The organism is Shewanella gaetbuli, from assembly GCF_023284065.1.
GTDB classification, from domain to species: Bacteria; Pseudomonadota; Gammaproteobacteria; order Enterobacterales; family Shewanellaceae; genus Shewanella; species Shewanella gaetbuli.
This window is the reverse complement of the sequence record NZ_JAKIKP010000007.1, coordinates 45,502-60,764: the sequence shown is the minus strand read 5'-3', so window position 1 is coordinate 60,764 and position 15,263 is coordinate 45,502. Positions and strand designations below refer to the sequence as shown.

The window sequence follows — 15,263 nt, the reverse complement described above, 5'->3', positions numbered from 1 at the left end:
GGTATGTCGACGCAAATCGAACATTCTGCCGCTCAAGGCTCAACTGATTCAGGGATTCGGCTGGCCAATTTAACCAAGCTGGTTATTAATGAGTTTTCCCCTAATGGTGCATTGGCTAAACATGTGCATCAATATAGCAGCCGTCAGAGTCAAACTGACATGGCAATGTATGTTAGTGAAGCAATCGCAAAAAAATCAAATCTGATTCTAGAAGCGGGTACAGGTGTGGGTAAAACCTTCGCTTATCTTATTCCAGCTATTCTAAGTGGTAAGCAAGTGATTGTGAGTACCGGGAGTAAAAACCTACAAGAGCAATTGTTTGTAAAAGATTTACCCGCATTACTCAATATGCTGGACGTAAAACCGCGGGTAGCGTTATTAAAAGGGCGTAATAACTATTTATGCCAATTGCGGTTAGATAAACAGATGCAATATGCCAGTCAGTATCGTGAGCAGGCATTAGATGATTTATTGAAAATTAATCAATGGGCGGCATTAAGCAAAGATGGTGATATAGGTAACTTAACAGCAGTTTCAGAAGATTCCTCTGTTTTACCATCAGTAGTCAGCACCAAAGAAAGTTGTACCGGTAAAAAATGTGATTTTTACAATGAATGTTTTACCCGTAAAGCTCGACTTAAAGCCATGGAAGCTAAGGTTATTGTGGTAAACCATCATCTATTTTTCGCAGATAGATTGTTAAAAGATACCGGATTTGCTGAGTTATTACCTGATCCAGATGTGGTTATATTTGATGAGGCACATTTAGTGCCTGATATCTGTATTAATTATTTCGGTCAGCAAATAAATAGCCGAGAAATTGAGAGTTTATTAAATAACCTTATCACCGTTCATAAACAGCAAGTGCGGGACAGCATTCAAATTGAACACCTTGCTAACCGTGCGTTAGTGCAGTTATCGCAATGGCATAACGAACTTTATTCAGCCAATTATACTGATTGGCGTCAGGTTTTATCCACTAAATCATTGATTGTGACTTCATGGCAATTACATGAAAACTTAACTGAATTGGAATTATTATTAACTCATCATATAGGACGTTTTGATGAGTTAGACGAAGCATTCGAGAAGCTTGTGTCATTAAATGGGCGCTTGAAAACATATTTTGAATGTCAAGATAACCACTCTGCCTATAGTGTCGATTATGGACCGCGCTATATTACCCTAAGAATGATGCCAATTAACGTGGCGAAACAATGTCAGCAATTATTTACCCATGATACTAGCTGGATTTTTACCTCTGCAACTTTACAAGTTAACCGCCAGTTAAACCACTTTGCCAATGAGATGGGGCTAAAATCATCTCATCAAGTTATTTTAGACAGTCCATTTGATTACCCCAAACAAGCAATGTTTTGCGTACCAAGGCATTTAGGTAAAGCTGGGCAAACCGAGAATAGTATCAATCAATTTGTTGAGGTGTGTGTCCAAGCAATTAATGCAGCCAAAGGCCGTACTTTTATTTTGTTTACGAGTCATAGCATGTTGAAACAAGTTGCCACGATACTGAGCCGCAAAGTGAATTATCCATTGTTAGTGCAAGGGCAAGGCAGCAAACAAAGTTTATTAAATAAATATCGACTCTTAGGTAACGCGGTACTTTTAGGAACAGCCAGTTTTTGGGAAGGTGTTGATGTTAGAGGAAAATTACTCAGTTGTGTGATTATCGACAAATTACCGTTTGTTTCGCCTGATGATGCATTATATAAAGCGCGTGCAGCGAATGCCGAATTACAAGGCCTTGACCCATTTAACCATATTTCATTACCTCAAGCGGTGATTATGTTAAAGCAGGGAGTAGGTAGATTAATTCGTGATGAAAAAGACTTGGGCGTACTTATTTTATGCGATAACCGTATCGTTAATCGCCCTTATGGTGAGGCATTTGTTAACTCTTTACCGCCAATGTACCGTACACGTGATTTAGATACCGCTCTACACTTTTTAAAACAGATCTCATAAGTTATCATAGCGGCAATTTATTAGATTTAGCTGGTTTAAAAATGACATTTCATACTCCATTACGTGTTTTAGCGCTAGATACTTGTACCGAGACTTGTTCTGCAGCACTTTCGTTAGACGGAAAAATTTATAATCGCATTGCAGATGCTCCTCGTGAACATAGCCAACGCTTATTGCCTATGGTTGATGAAGTATTGGCAGAGGCAAATATTAAATTAACTGACCTTGATGTTATTGCTTACGGACGTGGTCCAGGCAGTTTTACCGGTATTCGAATTTGCACCAGCATGACTCAAGGGTTAGCCTTAGGGGCAGATTTACCCGTAATTGGAATTTCTACTCTGGCTGCCATGGCGCAAATGGCAATTGATGAACATCAAGCTGAACAAGTATTTTGTGCTATTGATGCCCGCATGAATGAAGTTTATGTTGGCCAGTTTACTAACGTAAATGGAATTGCCACCTTGGTTGGTGTTGAGCAAGTTTGCGCACCAGATAATATTGAACTTGCATTAGATACTAATGAGCAAATAGTGGCTTGTGGCACAGGTTTTGATGCTTATCCAGATTTACTCAACCTTAGTGGCAATATTCTACCTTTGCAGGCGGTAAAGTACCCTGATGCCAAAGCAATGTTAACACTGGCACAATTTGGTGTAAGTCATGAACAACACACCAGTGTTGATGATTTAGCGCCTGTTTATTTACGTGATACCGTTACATGGAAAAAACTGCCGGGTAGAGAGTAATATTCTCGGCAGGTTACACCCAGTTTGAGGCGAACAAAATATACATTGTTAGCCTCTTTTGTACTAAAGCGGCTTTATTGTCTATAATTTAACGATTAAATTCATTTCAATCTATAGAAGATTATGCAAATACCTGCATCTCATATAGCTCAACATTTTCCATTGACGATGAAAACTTCGTTAGCTGATGCTGTTGCAGGAAACCGGGTAATTGAGTCTGCCGCTTCTATTACCCTGAATCGCCCCCTCAAAGTTGTTTCTCTAAATGAAAGCGTTATTGGATTAGAGACTGAGTCAAACTTGACTCAACAACAGCGTGAACAAGCGGTAGAAGAGTCCGGGTTATTCAAACATCAAGCTAAGTTTGAACAAGATTTTAATAGCACATTAATGGTGCCAGAATCATTAACAGAACGTGCAAATGTTGAATATGAAACTGACAGTGCCAGCAATAAAGGCGCAATTAATATGTATTTAATGACTCAACATGCCGCTAAACGAGATGAAATTCAGCAAATGGTCGGAATAGATGTATTTGTGTAGCAGCTTGCAAGGCTATATTGATTCCAAATACAGCATTAAAGATTTCATTTTAGCAGTTAACAAACAGACTTTTGTAAGCCTGTTTGTTTTTTATAGCCACTACTAACCAAGTCTATTTAGTGTCAGTTCCAGCGTTAGAATCAGAACCAGAGTCGGCTTTTTTAGCCTCAGTAGAATCAGTTTCTTCTGCACCAATACTTTTATCTTTATGATCACCTAAATGGGGCATCTTAAATTTGGCGCTGTATTTGAGTACTGCTAGGTTGCTGGCAATCACACCCACGACCAAAATAATGATTATCCAAACTTCAAAGCCTGATAAATCCATGTTGTTGCTCCCATTTGTTGCATTGTGAAATTGACTCGGTGTCAGCTAATTAGTCGACCGCTAAACGTAATTCGCATTTACGAATATCTTCTGGTGTGTCGACTTCTGTTGAGTCAAATGCACTGATGGCTAATTTAATTTTATAGCCGTTTTCTAATGCTCGAAGTTGCTCTAGTTTCTCAAGGTTCTCAAGGCGACCTAACGGCAATGCTGCATAGGTATTGATAAACTTTTTAGAATAGGCATAAATTCCCAAGTGTTTGTAAACAGGGTAGTCGTCGGTATCTCGGCCATAAGGAATTTTTGAACGCGAAAAATATAATGCATTAAAGCTATTGTCGAATACGACTTTAACATGCATTGGACTATTAATTTCAGCGGGGTTAGTAATCTCTACCGCTAAGGTTGCCATATCAAACTCATTGGGATGGCGTTGGAACAAGGTAATCAATTGTTCAATAGTAATAGGGTCAATTAACGGTTGGTCACCTTGCACATTGATGATCAGGTCGTCATCGGCTAATTTAAGCTGGTTAATAGCATCATTAATTCTGTCTGTACCAGAGGCTAGGTCTGGGTGTGTCATCACCACTTTACCGCCAAAACCTTCAACGACATTTTTGATTCGGTCATCGTCAGTGGCAACATATATGCTATCTAAGCCTTTAGCTAAAGCGGCTCTTTCACACACGTGTTGAATCATAGGTTTACCATTGATTAAAGCCAGTGGCTTACCAGGAAAACGGCTCGAGCCATAACGAGCAGGAATTACTAAAATAACAGACATTAATGAAACCTATTTTTGTTAGAAACCACGCGAAAATATCAGTGCGGGGTTGAGTATTAAATTTATGTGCATTATATACCATGCCCTTAGTTATTCCGCATCTTGTAAGCAAGTTTTATTTATTATTCTTGCTCTATCTTCAATAACATGACTTGTAATGCTTTGATTGATTGTGTTATTTCGTGATTGTTTGTCGCACCGTAACCAAATCTTAAATGTAATGTATGTTCACGAGGACAGAAGTAAAAGTTGGCCGATGAATCTTTCCAATCTATAAGGTTATCTGCATCAAGATGCTTTATCATTGGTGATAAATTGACCCATAATGCCAGCCCTCCAGAGGGAACATTAAAGGTGACTTTATTGCCAAAAACACGTTTAAATTCACTGACGGCAAAATCTCTTCTTTGTTGATATAGCTTGCAAGCTTTTCGGATATGTTTTTTCACTTCACCTGATTCCATTAAATCAGCTATAGCATATTCAGTTACGGTATTGCCTTGGCGGTCAATCAACATAATTTGCTGAGCAATTTTATCGATAAAAGGCCTCTGTGCTGCCATGTAACCCACCCTTAACCCTGGCGCAAACACTTTAGAAAGTGAGCCTATATGAATGACGTTCTCAGCTCCTGGCAAACTGGCTAGAGGGGGAATAGGGCGGTTTTCATAATGAAACTCATGATCGTAATCGTCTTCAATTATGGCAAATTGATGTGATTTAGACAGTTGCAAAATTTGCAAACGCCTGTTCATGGGGAGGCATACCGTAGTGGGATATTGGTGATGTGGGGTTACATAAACGGCGGCCACTTTTGTAGTCGATAATATGTTATTTAAGTCGTCTATCACTAGCCCTTGTTGGTCGAGTTTACAGCGAATAATATCAAAGCCCTTAGCTTCAAAAGTTGTTATAGCTGCTTGATAGCAAAGCTCTTCTACAATAATCACGCCTTTTTGTGGCTGTAAAACACATGCCGTTAAATATAGCCCCATCTGGCTACCTCTAACCAAGCAAATGTCTTCTACATTTAATTTCATGAATCGATCGCCCGACAGCATAGTATGGATAGATTTTCTAAGCTCATAACTGCCTTTGGGGTCGCCATAACCTAAGTATGCATTTCTACTGAGTGTAATACACGCTCTTCGGTATGCTCGCGCAAGTACTTCATAAGGAATGAGGCGAGTATCTGGGCTACCGTCGTTGGCATTATGCGGGATGTTTGTTGACGGTAATGAATCGTTATATAAACCGGTGAATAAGCTTGAGGTTACGGGGGCTTCATCCGTTAAGTTAAGTAATGCTTGATGAGATTTAGATAAGTTTTTTTCAGGTAAAACATCCGCAATAAAGGTGCCACGACGAAGTTTGGAGGTTACCCACCCTTGGGCTTCTAATTCGTTATAAACCCCCTGAACTGTTTTCCGGTTCACGGTGAGTTGTTTCGCTAATGTACGTGAGCCGGGTAGTGGTGAACCTGCAGGTAAACGACCGTCTTTAATGTCTTGTAATAGCCTGTTTAATAATCTTGAATGTAATGTATCGTCACTCTCTTCTAACCAAAATTGCGTTTCCCATGGCCTGAGCATATTTGCTCCCTCCCGCCTCTGGACCAGTATTTATTTTATAACTGGATGTTATTAGTGGTCCAATTGGTTCGTATTATGAGCTGGCTGATTCAGCAAAGCAATTCATATCATTTGGGAGAACATTCATGAAGACTGCGTCACTATCTAAATCCGAGCTAATGTTAAGTGCTCAAACAAGTATGAACTCCGTGCTTGAAAACATTGACTTAACCTACAAAGAAAAGTTAGCCCTGACATGTCGTATTTTATTTGATAAAGGCCATGACTCTGGTTTAGCAGGGCAAATTACATGTAGAACTGATGCTGGTGATACTTTCATTACTCAAAAGTTTGGTTTGGGTTTTGATGAAACAACGGCTGATAACTTAATTGAAGTGGACTTAGATTTAAAGCCACTAGACGGTAAAGGCATGGCCAATCCTGCTAACAGATTTCATACCTGGATATATAAACAACACCCTAAAGTGAACTGTATTGTTCATACCCACCCGACATATATCGCTGCTCTGGCGATGTTACGTATTCCGCTAATTATTTCGCAAATGGATACCTGTGGTTTATATGAAGATTGCTCATTTGTTAGCGAGTGGCCTGGTGTACCTGTGGGTAATGAAGAGGGAATATTAATTTCGAAAGCCTTAGGTAATAACCGCGCGGTATTTTTAGCGCATCATGGTCAATTAGTTGCGGGTGAAACTATTGAAGAAGCATGTAATTTAGCCATTTTGATTGAGCGAGCTGCAAAGCTGCAATTGTTGGCAATGTCAGCGGGTCAAGTACAACCATTACCCGCAGATTTAGCCCGTGAAGCGCATGATTGGGTATCAACGGATAAACGTAACAAAGTTAATTTTGCCTACTACGCAAGACAAGCGCTTAAAAATCACCCAAATTGTATTTAAGGAATAGAACAATGAACTTATCAGGAATCATTTCATATCCAATAACCCCGTTTACTCAAGATGGTAAAAATATAGACTTTAATGCGTTAGGTTTGTCTTTGGAAAGTTTACTTGAGCAAGGAAGCGACGCTATTGCGCCATTAGGTAGTACCGGAGAAAGTGCCTACTTGAGTACTAAAGAGTGGCGTGAAGTTGCTGAGTATACTGTTAAAAAGGTCAATAAAAGAGTACCTGTTATTGTAGGTATTTCTGAGTTAACCACTGAAGCCGCAGTTGAGAATGCGCGCTTTGCACAGCAAGTTGGTGCAGATGCTGTAATGGTTATTCCCGTGTCATATTGGAAATTAACTGAACTAGAATTGTTTGATTATTATCAAGCCATTTCAGATGCTATTTCTATTCCAATTATGGCCTATAACAATCCTGCGACCAGTGGTATTGATATGAGCCCTGAACTGTTGGTTAAAATGTTCCATCAAATCCCTAATGTGACCATGGTGAAAGAAAGCACCGGTGATATTCAGCGAATGCACAAAATCAAATTGTTATCTGAAGGCAAGTTACCGTTTTTTAATGGTTGTAATACGCTGGCGTTAGAGGCTTTATGTGCAGGGGCTAGTGGTTGGTGTACCGCTGCACCTAATCTTTTAGGTGTTGCGCCTAAACATCTGTATGAGCAGGTTAAAGCTGGTGAACTTAATAAAGCTCAAACTTTATTTTATCAGCAACTTCCAACATTAACTTTTATTGTCGGCGTGGGTATTCCCAAGGTTGTTAAAGCAGGGCTGAAACTATTAGGCCGTGATGTTGGTTTAGCCAGAAAACCCTTAGGAGATATCACTGAGCAACAACAGACTCAATTAAAAGCATTAATACATCAATTTGTTAGAGGTGGTTAAAAAGGCTTATTTAGCTGATTGGACTTGTTATAAATTAGTAAATCAGTATATTGTGTTTTGAACTTGTCGGAGTGCCATTATGGCTGAGACCGTTAATTCGGGATCCGTTGAACCTGATCAGGCTAAAACCTGCGAAGGAAACAAGCAATATAATCATTTATAGCCAATATAAAATAGTGATATCGTTCGAAACTGATACGATACCCCCCTTTAAAAGTGATTATTTCAGCAAAGATTTTGTATCGCAAAACTTTGCTGGCTCGTCCTCAACATATTCTCCAGACAAGCAACTATATAAATACCAATTGTTATCAAAACTGTTCATTCTAGCTTGTTAAAATACTCGCTAACGGCGTTAGAATTTTTGATTGTAGAACGACTACTTATTGAAAAATCTGCCTTGTTATCAAGCATTTTTTCTACGCTATTTCTGAGCACTTATTGATTGTAATGGGTATAAATTTTTAATAGAGGTTGCTCATGTCAAATCGTAGAAAAACGCGTGAAAGCGCACAAGCATTTATTGATAACTTAAAACCGTTACAGCATCCAAATTCTGAAAAAATTTACCTTATTGGTAGTCGACAAGATATTCAGGTTGCTATGCGACAAATCAAACAAACGGATACCTTAGTGAATGGCGATGCCGATAACCCCGTGTTTGAAGCAAACCCAGCGATTAAAGTGTACGATTGTGCGGGTGCCTATTCTGATCCTGATGCAGAAATTGACGTTAGAAAAGGTTTGCCGAAAGTCAGACAAGCGTGGATTGAAGAACGCAATGATACAGAACAATTATCTAATGCCAGCTCTAACTTTACCCAACAACGTTTAGCCGACGACGGCCTAGATCATCTCAGGTTTGATGCGTTAATTGCGCCGCGTAAAGCCAAATCGGGTAAACGCGTTACCCAAATGCACTATGCCAGACAAGGGATTATTACTCCTGAAATGGAATATATTGCCATTCGTGAAAACATGGCACGCCAGCAGGTGTCTGATGAAATATTAACTCAAAAAGCCAAGGGTGAAGCTTTTGGTGCCCAAATAGGTCAATTAATTACCCCCGAGTTTGTAAGAAGTGAAGTTGCCCGTGGTCGAGCGATTATTCCTTTAAATATTAATCATCCTGAGTCAGAGCCGATGATCATTGGCCGAAACTTTTTGGTGAAGGTTAATGCCAATATCGGTAATTCTGCCGTGACATCTTCAATTGAGGAAGAAGTTGAAAAATTGGTGTGGTCTACCCGTTGGGGTGCTGACACAGTAATGGACTTATCAACCGGACGCTATATTCATGAAACTCGAGAGTGGATTATACGCAATTCTCCAGTACCCATTGGGACGGTACCAATATACCAAGCCCTTGAGAAAGTGAACGGGGTTGCCGAAGATCTTAATTGGGAAGTGTTCCGCGATACGTTAATTGAACAAGCCGAGCAAGGTGTTGATTATTTTACGATTCACGCAGGGGTATTATTACGATATGTACCGATGACCGCCAAACGATTAACGGGGATTGTTTCTCGTGGTGGTTCCATAATGGCCAAGTGGTGCCTTAGTCATCATAAAGAAAGTTTCTTATACGAAAACTTCCGTGAAATTTGTGAAATTTGTGCCGCTTATGATGTGTCTCTATCTTTGGGCGATGGTATGCGTCCTGGCTCAATTGCCGATGCCAATGATGAGGCTCAATTTGCTGAGTTAGAAACTCTTGGTGAATTAGTTAAAATCGCTTGGGAATATGATGTTCAGACCATTATTGAAGGGCCTGGACATGTGCCGATGCAGTTGATTAAAGTCAATATGGAGAAGCAGTTAGCCCATTGTGACGAAGCGCCTTTTTACACACTTGGCCCCCAAACCACAGATATTGCACCAGGTTATGATCATTTCACTTCCGGCATTGGTGCGGCAATGATGGCGTGGTATGGCGTGGCCATGCTTTGCTATGTCACCCCTAAGGAACATTTAGGTTTACCCAATAAAGAGGATGTTAAACAGGGTTTAATGGCTTATAAAATTGCAGCCCACGCTGCAGACGTTGCCAAGGGGCATCCAGGTGCGCAAATTCGTGATAATGCCTTATCTAAAGCACGTTTTGAATTTAGATGGGAAGATCAATATAACCTTGGATTAGACCCTGACACAGCACGGGCATACCATGATGAATCTCTTCCACAAGAGTCTGCCAAAGTAGCGCACTTTTGTTCTATGTGTGGCCCCAAGTTCTGTTCGATGAAAATAACGCAAGATGTTAGAGACTATGCCGCAAGTCTTGAAGCGAAAACGCTTGAAAGTCAACCTTCTATAAATGTCGAATTAGTATCAGATGTGACTTATAAGTCTTATACCAGTGACATTGACCCAACACAGATCGCTGCTGAAATGGCACAAAAGTCTGCCGAGTTTAAAGCCACAGGTAGCCAGTTATACCATGAAAAACAGCTGGCAGAGGAGGCTGAGTAATGCCGGTATTGTGTGATGCTCATGTTGAGCAGCAGACAAATATTGTTTGGACAATTGCTGGCTCTGACAGTGGCGGTGGTGCAGGGATTCAGGCTGACTTGGCAACCATTCAAGATCTCGGTTGCCATGGCTGTTCTGTGATCACGACTTTAACCGCGCAAAATACAGCACAGGTGGACTTGGTTGAACCAGTGTCTAATCAAATGCTGTTGGCGCAGTTAAATACTTTAGCCAATGACTTGTTTCCAGCCGCCATTAAAATTGGCTTGATAGCGAATCAACAACAAGTTGAAACCATCGCGGCATGGTTAACCTCTTTTAAAGCTGAGCATGAACAAAGGTTGAAACAGAGAAATTGTCTGGTGGTGCTCGACCCAGTAATGGTGGCATCTAGTGGTGACAAGCTAAACCAACAACCATTGAATTTTGCGCCATTATTACCGCTGGTGGATTTAGTCACACCGAATCAACATGAGTTATATCCGCTAGCAAAATCCGCCTTGAACTGCGCTTTAACTTCCAGCCAATCGTATGCCAGTTTGCCAGCTATCGATAAACCAAACAGTTTATCGGATATGGTTCAACTGGCGAGATTTATTGCGAAACAGTTTAATTGTAACGTGCTAGCAAAAGGTGGTGATGCTAATTGGCAAGGTAATGACGCGATTGATATGTATATTACCCAACACGTTGCTGGTGGCAGTGCAGAGCATAACGACGGGGTTTTTATCCTTAAAAGTGAACGGGTTGCAACTCAGAATCACCACGGCAGTGGTTGTACTTTATCTTCAGCGATTGCCAGCTTCGTCGCCAATGAGTTTGTATTGCATGATGCCGTTGTGCTGGCCAAAGCTTATGTTAGCCGAGGGTTAAACCACAGTATTAACATTGGTGCTGGCTCAGGCTGCCTAGGTAGAACGGGGTGGCCGAACACATTAGTTTCTATGCCTTATATTATCAATGCTACAGGCTTAGCTACTGAAGATATTGACAAATTAGCGACTCAAATCGAAAGGGATTTATCTTTATTACACTTTAGGCCGCTTCATGCGCCTATCACGGTATATCCAGTGGTAGCATCAATAGAGATATTGAGAGAGTTGCTAGAGGCTGGCTGCAAAACGGCACAGTTAAGGTTAAAACCAGATGCTGAGTTATCACCTAAATCACAGCAAGGTGTTTCGGTTCAATCTTGGTTATCTGAAAAAATTCAGCAAGCTGTCGCCTTAGGTAACCAGTATAACGCTCAAGTATTTATAAATGACCACTGGGAATTAGCGATAGAGCATAAAGCTTTTGGGGTTCATTTAGGGCAAGAGGATGCGTTAACTGCGGATTTAGCAGCATTGTCGAGTCATAATTTAGCGTTAGGTTTATCAAGCCATAGCTATTTTGAAATCTTACTTGCGGCACAATTAAAGCCATCTTATATCGCATTAGGACACATTTTCCCTACCACAACCAAACAGATGCCCTCAGCGCCACAAGGCATATACAAACTACGCTGTTATGCCACTTTATTAAAAGGGCATTTCACCACCGTCGCCATAGGTGGGATTGATGAGCAAAGGCTAGCAACGATAGCCAGCACTCAATGTGACAGTGTAGCTGTTGTCAGGGCAGTAACAGAGTCAACTGATCCCTCGCAAGCGTATCAACGCCTTGAAACTAAATGGCAACAAGTATGTGACCACTTTACTAAGCAGGAGTCAGTATGAGTTTAGGGATAAGCGATCAACAATACATTCAGTACTCTAAACAAATGTTATTGGCTGATTTTGGTGAATATGGACAGCAAGCTGTCATGAATGCCTCTGTAGTGATTATTGGTCTGGGTGGGCTAGGGCAATTAGTCGCTCAATATCTTAGTGCATCAGGAATGAAGCAACTGTATCTATTCGATGGCGATGTGGTAGATCCGTCAAATTTACCCAGACAAATTTTATTTGATCATCATGACATTGGTAAAAATAAGGCCGCAGTAACGGCGGCTAAATTACAGGCTAAAAATGCTGATGGACGTATTATTGCCAAGCAAGTATTTGTTAGTGACGAAAATCATCAAACCGTTTTGGACAATTATAAAGTCGATATGATTATTGATTGCAGTGACAACTTTAATACTCGTCATTTAATCAACAAGTTAGCGATTAAATATCGGTGTCCATTAGTGAGTGCTGCAATTTCAGCTGATCATGGTCAATATTTTATGTTGATACCTGAACAAGATTGTAATTTTGTCATGCCACACGGGTGTTATCACTGCCTGTACCCTGCAGATACCTACATTGAAAACTCATGTCAGCACACAGGCGTTTTAGGGCCTGCTGTGGGCGTGCTGGCATCTATGCAAGCCTTAGCCGTGTTAAATTATTTATCGGGTCGATATCAAGATTATGGGGTGCTACATCGTTTTGATGCTAAAGGTTTTTCCTGGTCTAAAGTGGCCATGACTAAAGATGAACAATGTCCAGTTTGCCAGAATAAACCCAGCAACATGGGTGAACATGAGGCTTAATAAATGATTCAAATTACGATTAACCAACAATTAGAAAATATAAATACCAATGTTGTTTTAACTGAATTATTAGATAACAAAGGTATTTCCCATAACAGTGTTGCATTAGTGGTTAACCAACGAATAATTCCGCGGAGTCAATGGCATGAGTATGTGTGCCAACCTAACGACAATATTGAGTTTTTTTCAGCGGTAGCAGGAGGCTAATCATGTTAACGATATCCGGTCATCAATTTTCATCACGGCTATTTACAGGAACAGGTAAGTTCAATCATTCAACAACCATGCTCAATTCAATTAAAGAGTCACAATCAGAGTTAGTGACGTTAGCAATGAAAAGAGTGGACTTTAATACGGGGTTAGATGACATATTAGCGCCTTTACAGCAATTAGGCGTTAAGCTACTTCCTAATACCGCAGGGGCAAGAAATGCTAAAGAAGCTATTTTTGCTGCAGAATTAGCCCATGAGATGTTAGCGACAAAATGGATAAAGTTAGAGATCCATCCCGATCCTAAATACCTTATGCCTGATCCTATTGAAACACTGACAGCAGCTAAAGCACTATGTGATAAAGGGTTTATTGTACTGCCCTATATTCATGCTGATCCGGTTTTATGTCGAAAGTTAGAGGATGTTGGTTGTGCCGCTTTAATGCCCTTGGGGAGTCCGATTGGCAGTAATCAGGGCTTAGCGACCGAAACATTTTTAAAAATCATTATTGAACAAGCTAATGTGCCTGTTGTGGTTGATGCAGGAATAGGCGCACCATCACAAGCTTGTAGGGCAATGGAAATGGGCGCTGATGCGGTGTTGGTGAATACTGCCATTGCCAGCAGTGCTAAACCAGAAATTATGGCGAAATGTTTCAAACAAGCAGTAGAAAGTGGCAGGCAAGCGTATCTTGCTGGGTTAGGTGATGTAACGACAAATGCGAACAATACCAGTCCATTGACCGGCTTTTTGAATACCTCGATTACAGGCGGTTAATTATGTTTTCAACACAATTCAACCAGTTGGATATTGCTGATCTATCGTTAACGTTATACAGCTCAACCGCTAAAGATGTTGAAAAGGCACTGTTAAACCCTACAGGTAACTTAAAAAGCTTAATGGCATTGTTGTCACCTGCTGCAGTGCCCTATATTGAAACCATGGCGCAAATGTCAGCACAGTTAACTCGGCAAAGGTTTGGTTCGAATTTAGGGCTTTATTTACCGTTATATCTATCAAATTTGTGCGCGAATGAATGTGATTATTGTGGTTTTACCATGAGCAACAAAATTAAGCGTAAAACCTTAAATGAAGCTGAGATTTTAGCAGAAATTAAGGTGATTAAATCGCGGGGTTTTGACTCAATATTATTAGTGTCAGGTGAGCATGAAACTAAAGTGGGCATTGAATACTTTTCAAAAATGCTGCCTTTGATCAAACAGCACTTTAATTACCTTGCGTTAGAAGTACAGCCTTTAACTACTGTCGGATATCAAACATTAGTCAGTCAAGGTTTAGATGCCGTTATGGTATACCAAGAAACCTACCAGCCGATGACTTACGCTAAACACCATACTCGTGGTAAAAAACAAGACTTCAATTATCGATTGAATACTCCAGACCGAGCCGCGCAAGCGGGCGTTGAGAAAGTTGGCTTGGGAGTGCTGTTGGGGTTAGATGATTGGCGATTAGACGCGCTATTAATGGGGCATCATTTAGCGTATTTAGAGCAAAAATATTGGCAAACTCGTTATAGCATTTCATTACCAAGATTACGACCTTGTACCGGTGGTATTCAACCAAAAGTATTGATGACGGATTTGGGCTTAGTGCAATTAATTTGTGCCTTTAGATTGTTAAATCACCAGCTAGATATTAGTTTGTCGACCAGAGAAACTCCTGAGTTAAGAGAGAATCTTCTCCCTCTAGGCATCACTAATTTGAGCGCGGGAAGTTCAACGCAACCTGGGGGATATGTTGAACCGAATTCGCAATTAGATCAATTTGAAATAAGTGATGAAAGATCCGTAGAAACAATGGTTGAAGTGATGAAAAAACAAGGCTTTAACCCTGTGTTTAAAGATTGGCAAGGCGAGTGGACCGCCCATTCATGCTAACTTACAACCTACTGAGTGCTGGTTAAAACCTGTACATTTTACGCCAAATAAGCCATAATCAAGCTATCATTTAGCTGTACAAATAAGGTTAAATTATGAATGTTCAATCTGCTTATTCATCTGGCGTTCAAGGCTTACAAAGCTCACAACAAGGTTTGGCTCAGGCGACAACAGCGGTTGCAGCACCAGAAACGCAGGCTTCAACTACGCCAACGGTTCAAGAAGATACAGTGACTTTAAGTAGCCAGTCTACCCAGTCGGTAGATAAAAATGAGGCTATTGTCTCGGCAATTGAATCAGTTCAGCAAGGTGAAGCGTCAGCCAAAGTGATTCAAGCTGCTGATAATACTGTCGGCAGTATTATTGATATAGAAGTGTAATGT

Annotated in this window: 15 protein-coding genes and 1 riboswitch; of the genes, 12 read left to right on the top strand and 3 right to left on the bottom strand. The window is 40.5% G+C overall.

Going from position 1 to position 15,263, the window contains the following annotated elements:
* Positions 1 to 3 precede the first annotated feature (3 nt).
* The 3 genes from L2672_RS10715 to L2672_RS10705 all read left to right on the top strand — a co-directional run bounded on the left by L2672_RS10715 (position 4) and on the right by L2672_RS10705 (position 3,275).
* Positions 4 to 1,983: a DNA repair helicase YoaA gene (locus L2672_RS10715; RefSeq protein ID WP_248995850.1), complete on the top strand. Its 1,980-nt coding sequence runs from the start codon at positions 4 to 6 to the stop codon at positions 1,981 to 1,983.
* A 41-nt stretch (positions 1,984 to 2,024) separates the two neighbouring features.
* Positions 2,025 to 2,732, top strand: coding sequence for a tRNA (adenosine(37)-N6)-threonylcarbamoyltransferase complex dimerization subunit type 1 TsaB (tsaB, locus tag L2672_RS10710; RefSeq protein ID WP_248995849.1), 708 nt, complete (start codon positions 2,025 to 2,027; stop codon positions 2,730 to 2,732).
* Between the two features lie 123 nt (positions 2,733 to 2,855).
* Positions 2,856 to 3,275, top strand: a complete 420-nt coding sequence (locus L2672_RS10705) for a hypothetical protein (RefSeq protein WP_248995848.1) — start codon at positions 2,856 to 2,858, stop codon at positions 3,273 to 3,275.
* Between the two features lie 112 nt (positions 3,276 to 3,387).
* Here the strand turns inward: L2672_RS10705 and L2672_RS10700 are convergent, their stop codons facing one another.
* From L2672_RS10700 to L2672_RS10690, 3 genes are all read right to left on the bottom strand, one after another.
* Positions 3,388 to 3,603, bottom strand: a complete 216-nt coding sequence (locus tag L2672_RS10700; RefSeq protein WP_248995847.1) for a DUF2897 family protein — start codon at positions 3,601 to 3,603, stop codon at positions 3,388 to 3,390.
* Positions 3,604 to 3,652: 49 nt separating this feature from the next.
* A complete protein-coding gene (kdsB, locus tag L2672_RS10695) occupies positions 3,653 to 4,390 on the bottom strand; it encodes a 3-deoxy-manno-octulosonate cytidylyltransferase (protein ID WP_248995846.1) in 738 nt (245 codons plus the stop codon).
* 122 nt (positions 4,391 to 4,512) lie between these two features.
* Positions 4,513 to 5,982, bottom strand: a complete 1,470-nt coding sequence (locus L2672_RS10690) for an aminotransferase-like domain-containing protein (protein WP_248995845.1) — start codon at positions 5,980 to 5,982, stop codon at positions 4,513 to 4,515.
* A 125-nt stretch (positions 5,983 to 6,107) separates the two neighbouring features.
* On the opposite strand from L2672_RS10690, the gene L2672_RS10685 reads away from it, so the two are divergent.
* The 9 genes from L2672_RS10685 to L2672_RS10645 all read left to right on the top strand — a co-directional run bounded on the left by L2672_RS10685 (position 6,108) and on the right by L2672_RS10645 (position 15,260).
* Positions 6,108 to 6,884 carry an aldolase gene (locus tag L2672_RS10685; RefSeq protein WP_248995844.1) on the top strand — a complete coding sequence of 259 codons (777 nt, stop codon included), beginning with the start codon at positions 6,108 to 6,110 and terminating at the stop codon, positions 6,882 to 6,884.
* Between the two features lie 11 nt (positions 6,885 to 6,895).
* Positions 6,896 to 7,783 carry a dihydrodipicolinate synthase family protein gene (locus L2672_RS10680; protein WP_248995843.1) on the top strand — a complete coding sequence of 296 codons (888 nt, stop codon included), beginning with the start codon at positions 6,896 to 6,898 and terminating at the stop codon, positions 7,781 to 7,783.
* A gap of 57 nt (positions 7,784 to 7,840) precedes the next feature.
* Positions 7,841 to 7,940, top strand: a riboswitch (TPP riboswitch).
* Positions 7,941 to 8,263: 323 nt separating this feature from the next.
* A complete protein-coding gene (thiC, locus tag L2672_RS10675) occupies positions 8,264 to 10,252 on the top strand; it encodes a phosphomethylpyrimidine synthase ThiC (protein WP_248995842.1) in 1,989 nt (662 codons plus the stop codon).
* Positions 10,252 to 11,970 carry a bifunctional hydroxymethylpyrimidine kinase/phosphomethylpyrimidine kinase gene (locus L2672_RS10670; RefSeq protein ID WP_248995841.1) on the top strand — a complete coding sequence of 573 codons (1,719 nt, stop codon included), beginning with the start codon at positions 10,252 to 10,254 and terminating at the stop codon, positions 11,968 to 11,970. The genes thiC and L2672_RS10670 overlap by 1 nt, the downstream gene beginning before the upstream one ends.
* Entirely contained in the window at positions 11,967 to 12,770 is an 804-nt protein-coding gene (locus L2672_RS10665; protein ID WP_248995840.1) for a HesA/MoeB/ThiF family protein, read from the top strand. The genes L2672_RS10670 and L2672_RS10665 overlap by 4 nt, the downstream gene beginning before the upstream one ends.
* A gap of 3 nt (positions 12,771 to 12,773) precedes the next feature.
* The gene (gene thiS, locus L2672_RS10660; RefSeq protein ID WP_248995839.1) at positions 12,774 to 12,977 is read left to right on the top strand and encodes a sulfur carrier protein ThiS; all 204 of its coding nucleotides are present in this window, start codon (positions 12,774 to 12,776) and stop codon (positions 12,975 to 12,977) included.
* Positions 12,978 to 12,979: 2 nt separating this feature from the next.
* Complete coding sequence (locus tag L2672_RS10655; protein WP_248995838.1) at positions 12,980 to 13,759, top strand: thiazole synthase; 780 nt, start codon at positions 12,980 to 12,982, stop codon at positions 13,757 to 13,759.
* Between the two features lie 2 nt (positions 13,760 to 13,761).
* On the top strand, positions 13,762 to 14,880 hold the full coding sequence (gene thiH, locus L2672_RS10650) for a 2-iminoacetate synthase ThiH (protein WP_248995837.1): 1,119 nt from the start codon (positions 13,762 to 13,764) through the stop codon (positions 14,878 to 14,880).
* A gap of 95 nt (positions 14,881 to 14,975) precedes the next feature.
* Positions 14,976 to 15,260 carry a flagellar basal body rod C-terminal domain-containing protein gene (locus L2672_RS10645; protein WP_248995836.1) on the top strand — a complete coding sequence of 95 codons (285 nt, stop codon included), beginning with the start codon at positions 14,976 to 14,978 and terminating at the stop codon, positions 15,258 to 15,260.
* Positions 15,261 to 15,263 lie beyond the last annotated feature (3 nt).

What these genes read in the sequence shown, in the direction of transcription:
- L2672_RS10690 (WP_248995845.1), bottom strand. Translation starts at nt 5,982, where the DNA reads ATGCTCAGGCCATGGGAAACGCAATTTTGGTTAGAAGAGAGTGACGAT.
- tsaB (WP_248995849.1), top strand. Translation starts at nt 2,025, where the DNA reads ATGACATTTCATACTCCATTACGTGTTTTAGCGCTAGATACTTGTACC.
- L2672_RS10670 (WP_248995841.1), top strand. Translation starts at nt 10,252, where the DNA reads ATGCCGGTATTGTGTGATGCTCATGTTGAGCAGCAGACAAATATTGTT.
- thiC (WP_248995842.1), top strand. Translation starts at nt 8,264, where the DNA reads ATGTCAAATCGTAGAAAAACGCGTGAAAGCGCACAAGCATTTATTGAT.
- L2672_RS10680 (WP_248995843.1), top strand. Translation starts at nt 6,896, where the DNA reads ATGAACTTATCAGGAATCATTTCATATCCAATAACCCCGTTTACTCAA.
- L2672_RS10655 (WP_248995838.1), top strand. Translation starts at nt 12,980, where the DNA reads ATGTTAACGATATCCGGTCATCAATTTTCATCACGGCTATTTACAGGA.
- thiS (WP_248995839.1), top strand. Translation starts at nt 12,774, where the DNA reads ATGATTCAAATTACGATTAACCAACAATTAGAAAATATAAATACCAAT.
- L2672_RS10715 (WP_248995850.1), top strand. Translation starts at nt 4, where the DNA reads ATGTCGACGCAAATCGAACATTCTGCCGCTCAAGGCTCAACTGATTCA.
- L2672_RS10665 (WP_248995840.1), top strand. Translation starts at nt 11,967, where the DNA reads ATGAGTTTAGGGATAAGCGATCAACAATACATTCAGTACTCTAAACAA.
- L2672_RS10685 (WP_248995844.1), top strand. Translation starts at nt 6,108, where the DNA reads ATGAAGACTGCGTCACTATCTAAATCCGAGCTAATGTTAAGTGCTCAA.
- L2672_RS10705 (WP_248995848.1), top strand. Translation starts at nt 2,856, where the DNA reads ATGCAAATACCTGCATCTCATATAGCTCAACATTTTCCATTGACGATG.
- L2672_RS10645 (WP_248995836.1), top strand. Translation starts at nt 14,976, where the DNA reads ATGAATGTTCAATCTGCTTATTCATCTGGCGTTCAAGGCTTACAAAGC.
- kdsB (WP_248995846.1), bottom strand. Translation starts at nt 4,390, where the DNA reads ATGTCTGTTATTTTAGTAATTCCTGCTCGTTATGGCTCGAGCCGTTTT.
- thiH (WP_248995837.1), top strand. Translation starts at nt 13,762, where the DNA reads ATGTTTTCAACACAATTCAACCAGTTGGATATTGCTGATCTATCGTTA.
- L2672_RS10700 (WP_248995847.1), bottom strand. Translation starts at nt 3,603, where the DNA reads ATGGATTTATCAGGCTTTGAAGTTTGGATAATCATTATTTTGGTCGTG.